The organism is Agathobaculum sp., assembly GCF_034098985.1.
Classification (GTDB): Bacteria; Bacillota; Clostridia; order Oscillospirales; family Butyricicoccaceae; genus Agathobaculum.
The window spans coordinates 25,091-31,179 of record NZ_JAXEOA010000007.1 but is presented as its reverse complement, the minus strand read 5'-3'; the positions used below and the strand labels follow the sequence as shown (position 1 = coordinate 31,179).

The following is a 6,089-nucleotide window of genomic DNA, read 5'->3' as shown; positions in this document are numbered from 1 at the left end:
CATAGCCAAGCGGTAAGGCATGGGACTGCAACTCCCTGATCCCCAGTTCGATTCTGGGTGGTACCTCCATGATAAGCTGATATCCTTTTGGATATCAGCTTGTTTTGTTATTTTGCCCGCCGGCTTTCTGCCAGGCGGGCTTTTTCGTATAGAATCGGACGGGCTGCAAAAAATATAGCAAAAAGGTGTTGACAGCATAAACTGTTCATGTTATGATTACAGTACAAACTGAAACAAAAAGAATTACAGATTGGAGCGCCAACATGAACTCATGGAAAGCGGCCGCCGCAATGGCGGCGATGCTCGCGGTTTTAAGTGGTTGCGGCGCGGCGCCAACGCAGGCGAAACCGCAGACGGATGGGATGCAGCAGAGCGGAACGGAGGAAAAGCAGGATACCATGAATAAAGCCTATCATAAAATCACAGCAGAGGAAGCCAAAAAGATGATGGATGAGGGCGGCGTGACCATCGTAGACGTCCGCACCGAAGAAGAATACCGGGAGGGCCATGTGCAGGATGCGATCCTTGTGCCGAATGAGACGATTTCGACCGAACCGCCCGAGGCGCTGCCTGACAAAGATGCTAAGCTGCTCGTTTACTGCCGTTCTGGCAGGCGCAGCAAGGACGCATCCGATAAGCTGGTCGATATGGGCTATCAAAACGTCTTTGATTTCGGCGGCATCATCGATTGGCCGTATGACACCGTAACCGAATAATTGTTTTAAGCTTGAAAGGAGCACTTTTATTATGAACATTTTAAACATCACCAAGGAAAACTTTGCACAAGAGGTTCTGCAATCCGCAACGCCTGTTCTGGTGGACTTCTGGGCACCGTGGTGCGGCTACTGCCGCCGGTTGGGGCCGGTGATCGACTGGGCGGCCGAGGCGTATGAAGGCAAGCTCCAGATCGGAAAGATCAATATTGACGAGCAGCCGGAGCTTGCTGAGCAGTTCCAGGTCGATACCATTCCGACGCTGATTTTGTTCCAGAGCGGAAAGGCGAGTGAGCCGATCATCGCGACTGAGGGCAAAGGACAGCTTACAGCGTGGCTCGAGCAACAGGGCATTTCGTAATTGGGGAGGCAATAATATGAGCGAGCAGGTTTATGATGTCGCGGTGATCGGCGGCGGACCGGGCGGCTATACGGCAGCGCTGTACTGCGCCCGCAGCGGCCTGCGCGTGGTCGTGCTGGAAAAACTGTCTGCCGGCGGGCAGATGGCGACCACCGAGCAGATCGATAACTACCCCGGTTTTGAGGATGGCGTGGACGGCTTTGAGCTGGGCGAGAAAATGAAAAAAGGTGCGGAACGCTTTGGCGTGCGCACCGAGCTCGAGGAAGTGACTTCGGTCGACCTGCGGGGCGCGGTCAAGCGCATCGAGACGGGCGGCGGCGCCTTTGAAGCCCGCACGGTCGTGCTGGCGACCGGCGCGTATCCGCGCGAACTCGGTCTGCCGGAGGAAAAGCAGCTTCGCGGACGCGGTGTGGCGTACTGCGCGACGTGCGACGGAATGATGTACCGTGGAAAGACAGTGGTCGTGTCCGGCGGCGGTAATACCGCGGTCGCCGATGCGCTGCATCTTGCAAATATTTGCAAGAAGGTCTATCTGGTACACCGCCGCGATGCGCTGCGCGCTTCCAAGGTTTATATGAAAGCGCTTGAAGAGAGCGGTGTGGAGATCATCTGGAATAGCCGCATTGAGGAGATCCTGCATGAAAAAAAGGTGGTCGGCGTCCGGCTCGCAAATGTACAGACGGGAGAAACCTCTGAACTCGCGTGCGACGGTGTGTTCGTTGCTATCGGCCGCGTGCCGGATACCAAGCTGTACCGGGAACAGGTCGAGACTGATGAGGCGGGCTATCTGATCGCGGACGAGACCACGCGCACCAGCGTGCCCGGCGTATTTGCAGTGGGTGACGCACGTACCAAGGCCGTGCGGCAGATTGTGACCGCGACGGCGGATGGTGCAAACGCCGCATTCTTTATCGAGGAATATTTGATTGAGCAGGAGGAAACGGCAGAATGAACAGCGATTTTTGCGTTGCAGTACACGCTCTGGTTTTTTTAAACCATAAGGCATGTGTACAGTCGAGCGACGCGCTGGCTGAAAATATCTGCACAAATCCAGCGCGTGTGCGCAAGGTGATGGCGAAACTGAAAAAAGCGGGCTTTATCGAAACGAAAGAGGGAAGCGAGGGCGGCTACCGATTTTCCGGCGATGCCGCCGCCGTTTCGCTCGCAGATATTGCGGAGGCGCTTGATGTGCAGTTTGTCTCATCCTCCTGGCACAGCGGCGACAGCGATATGAAATGCCTGATCGCTTCCGGCATGGCAGGCCTGATGGACGACGTGTTCGGAGATCTTGACCGCCTGTGCCGCGAACGCCTCAGGCAGAGGACGATCGCGGAGTTGGACAAGCGCATCTTCCATGCAGCCAAGAAAGAAGGATAACATATGAAGCGGTTTGACAACATCGTCATCGGGTTTGGCAAGGGCGGCAAAACGCTCGCAGCCAAGCTGTCCAAAGAGGGGCAGTCGGTCGCGTTGCTGGAGCGGTCGGACAGGATGTTCGGCGGTACATGTATCAATGTGGCCTGCATCCCGACAAAGTCGCTTGAAAACAGCGCGCGGCTGTCGGATGATATGGGCGGCGGTTTTGATGCGCGCGCGGAGCGCTATCGGGAGGCGGTCGAACGAAAGCGCGAACTGACCGCGTCGCTCCGCCAGAAGAACTATGCAAAGATGGAAGCCGCGGGCGTAGCGGTTCTGGTGGGCGCCGCGTCATTCACCGGCGCGCATACGGTTCGGCTCGACCTGCCAGATGGCCAGAGCGAAGAACTGTATGGTGAACGTATTTTCATCAATACGGGCGCGCGCCCGTTCATCCCGCCGATCGATGGCCTGCTAGACAGCAGATATTCCTACACCAGCGAACAGATGATGGAACTGGATGAGCTTCCAAAACGTCTTATGATCCTAGGCGGTGGGTATATTGGGATGGAATTTGCCTCGATCTTTTGCAATTTCGGATCAAAGGTGACCGTGGTGCAGGACGGCGATGCGTTCCTGCCGCGCGAGGACACGGAAATTGCTGAGGCGGTTTTGGAAAGCCTGGAAAAGCGCGGCGTGCGCGTGCTGCGGGGGACGAAGACCAAATCGGTGCGCGACGCGGGCGGCCATGCCGATATTTTGCTGGATACCCCGGCTGGCGAGGAACGACTGGAAGCGGAAGCCATCCTGATCGCGACAGGCCGCCGTCCCGAGCTCAGCGGTCTGTATCCCGAAGCAGCGGGCATAGAGCTGACCGAACGCGGCGCGGTAAAGGTCGACGAGCATTTGCGCACCTCTGTGCCGCATATCTTCGCAATGGGTGATGTGGCCGGCGGGCTGCAGTTTACATACATCTCGCTGGATGACAGCCGTATTGTAGCGTCTGCCGTTCTTGGGGACGGCGCGCGCACAACGGAAAACCGCGGCGCGGTGCCGTACAGCGTGTTTCTCGACCCGCCGTTCTCCCGCGTAGGCCTTAGCGAAGCCGAGGCGGTGAAGCAGGGCTACACGGTAAAGATTGCGCGGCTGCCTGTGGCGGCGATCCCCAAATCGCAGGTGCTGCGCAAGCCGGATGGTCTGCTCAAAGCAGTGGTAGACGCAGAGACCGGACATATTTTGGGCGCGCACCTGTTTTGTGTCGAGTCGTATGAAATGATTAACCAAATCAAACTGGCGATGGACGCGGATTTGCCCTATACAGTGCTGCGCGACGCGATCTATACGCATCCGACGATGAGCGAAGCGTTTAACGACCTGTTCGCCGCGCTCGCCTAACCGATTTCTAACGTGATAAGGAGAACTCCATGGGATTTTCAGTTGAAACCAGCGTGCCTGTGCTGACCGTATTTGTGCAGGGCCTCTTAAGCTTTTTCTCCCCCTGTGTGCTCCCGCTTGTGCCGCTGTATATCGGCTATCTGGCGGGCGGTGCGAAAACGGTCGACGAAGACGGGACGATTCGGTATCCGCGCGGCAGGGTCATGCTGAACACGCTGTTTTTTGTTATCGGCGTCAGCTTCACTTTTTTGATGCTGGGCATGGGCTTTTCAGCGCTCGGCCGCTTTTTCAGCGACAACCGCGTGTGGTTTGCCCGCATCAGCGGTATCATCATGATCGCATTCGGCCTTTACCAGTTTGGTGTGTTCGGACAATCGGCTGCGATCGAGCGGGAGCACCGTCTCCCGCTCAAGCTGGAGCGCTTTGCCATGAATCCGCTGCTGGCGCTCGTGCTGGGCTTTACGTTCAGCTTTGCGTGGACACCATGCGTGGGGCCGACGTTGGGCAGCGTGCTGCTGATGGCGGGCTCGTCCGGCTCGTCGTCTGCTGGCTTCGCGCTCATCGGCGTGTATACGCTGGGCTTTGTGCTGCCGTTCCTCGCGGTCGGCCTGTTTACCGGGACCGTGCTCGGCTTTTTCAAAAAGCATAATAACGTGGTCAGATATACGGTCAAGGCCGGCGCGGCGCTTCTCATCCTGATGGGTATTATGACACTGACCGGCTTTATGAACGGCATGACCAGCTATTTGTCCTCGCTGACCGGAGACACGCCGCCCTCTGCATCGCAGTCGGAGCAAAACGGCAGCGAGCCGCAGGACGAGCCGCCGGCGGAGGATGCGCCAAAGGACTCGGAAAATGACCCGGCAAAGGAACCCGGCGCATCGCCCTCGGACGGTACGGACGAGGAGGAAGAAACGTTGTCTCCTGCGCCTGACTTTACGCTCGTAGACCAGAACGGCGTTGAGCATACGCTCTCCGATTATAAGGGGAAGACGGTATTTTTAAACTTCTGGGCAAGCTGGTGCGGCCCGTGCCAGCGCGAAATGCCGGAGATTCAGGCCTTGTATGAGGAATACGGTGAAAACGCAGAGGATCTCGTTGTGCTGGGCGTTGTCAATCCCAAAAGCAAGGAATACCCGCGCAACCAAGATGAGGATGCGGATACAATCAAAAAGCTGATCGCGGATAAGGGCTACACGTTCCCGACGGTCATGGATACGACCGGCGAAGTGTTTTATCAATATGGCATCCGTGCTTTCCCGACAACTTTTATGATCGATAAGGACGGAAACCTGTTCGGTTATGTGGAAAGCGCGCTGACCTCGGATATGATGCACAGCATTATCCGGCAGACAATGGACGGCAAACGCGAAGCAGAAAATAAATAAATTATATGGATAAGCCCCGCCGGAACACCGGCGGGGCTTGTTTTAGGTTTCTTTTGATAGGCGTTGCGGTTCATGGTATAATCAATTCGTTACGGACTTAAAGAAATCTTAAGATTTTTATGAACGAATTAAACAAAAACACTTGATATGATAAAGGCGTAGTAAGGAGGGGGACGCGATGGAGAAGCTTTGCGTGCTGGTGGTGGACGACGACCGTGAAATCGTGGACAGCATTGCGATATTTCTGGAGGCGGATGGCTATGCGGTGGAAAAAGCGTATAACGGGCTGGAGGCGCTTGATATTGTGATGACGAGGCCGGTGCATCTACTGTTGCTCGATATCATGATGCCAGAGCTGGATGGCGTTAAAACGCTGCTCAAAGTGCGGGAAAGCAAAAATATCCCGATCATTCTTATTTCTGCAAAATCGGAGGATGCGGACAAAATTCTTGGACTGACCGCGGGTGCGGATGATTATATCACCAAGCCCTTTAATCCCTCCGAGCTGGTGGCGCGTGTGAAAAGCCAGCTTCGCCGGTATACGCAGCTTGGCGCGATGCAGGTGCGTGAAACGCAGATCGCAATTCGCGGGCTGGTGCTCGATACAGACAGCAAGCAGGTCACGATCGACGGCGACGAGGTGCGCCTGACGCCGCTCGAATATAAAATCCTCGAGCTGCTGTGCCGCCATCCGGGCCGGGTGTTTTCCACAGAAGAGATCTATCGCCGTGTCTGGAACGATGAGGTGGTTTCGGATAACGCGATTGCGGTGCATATCCGGCATATCCGCGAAAAAATTGAGATCAATCCCAAAGAGCCCCGGTATTTAAAAGTCGTATGGGGCGTCGGCTATAAGATAGAGAGGAATGAATGAGA

The 6,089-nt window shown here is 55.9% G+C and carries 7 protein-coding genes; all 7 read left to right on the top strand.

What is annotated here, in order from left to right:
* The first annotated feature begins 362 nt into the window (after nucleotides 1-362).
* The 7 genes from SO058_RS01880 (at nucleotide 363) to SO058_RS01850 (ending at nucleotide 6,087) form a co-directional block, all read left to right on the top strand.
* Entirely contained in the window at nucleotides 363-716 is a 354-nt protein-coding gene (locus tag SO058_RS01880) for a rhodanese-like domain-containing protein (protein WP_442872230.1), read from the top strand.
* Nucleotides 717-747: 31 nt separating this feature from the next.
* The gene (gene trxA / locus SO058_RS01875) at nucleotides 748-1,074 is read left to right on the top strand and encodes a thioredoxin (RefSeq protein ID WP_320841308.1); all 327 of its coding nucleotides are present in this window, start codon (nucleotides 748-750) and stop codon (nucleotides 1,072-1,074) included.
* 16 nt (nucleotides 1,075-1,090) lie between these two features.
* The gene (gene trxB, locus SO058_RS01870; RefSeq protein WP_320841307.1) at nucleotides 1,091-2,026 is read left to right on the top strand and encodes a thioredoxin-disulfide reductase; all 936 of its coding nucleotides are present in this window, start codon (nucleotides 1,091-1,093) and stop codon (nucleotides 2,024-2,026) included.
* On the top strand, nucleotides 2,023-2,451 hold the full coding sequence (locus SO058_RS01865) for an RrF2 family transcriptional regulator (RefSeq protein ID WP_320841306.1): 429 nt from the start codon (nucleotides 2,023-2,025) through the stop codon (nucleotides 2,449-2,451). The genes trxB and SO058_RS01865 overlap by 4 nt, the downstream gene beginning before the upstream one ends.
* A 3-nt stretch (nucleotides 2,452-2,454) precedes the next feature.
* Nucleotides 2,455-3,825, top strand: coding sequence for an FAD-dependent oxidoreductase (locus SO058_RS01860; RefSeq protein WP_320841305.1), 1,371 nt, complete (start codon nucleotides 2,455-2,457; stop codon nucleotides 3,823-3,825).
* A 29-nt stretch (nucleotides 3,826-3,854) separates the two neighbouring features.
* The gene (locus SO058_RS01855) at nucleotides 3,855-5,213 is read left to right on the top strand and encodes a cytochrome c biogenesis protein/redoxin (RefSeq protein ID WP_320841304.1); all 1,359 of its coding nucleotides are present in this window, start codon (nucleotides 3,855-3,857) and stop codon (nucleotides 5,211-5,213) included.
* Nucleotides 5,214-5,391: 178 nt separating this feature from the next.
* On the top strand, nucleotides 5,392-6,087 hold the full coding sequence (locus SO058_RS01850) for a response regulator transcription factor (protein ID WP_320841303.1): 696 nt from the start codon (nucleotides 5,392-5,394) through the stop codon (nucleotides 6,085-6,087).
* Nucleotides 6,088-6,089 lie beyond the last annotated feature (2 nt).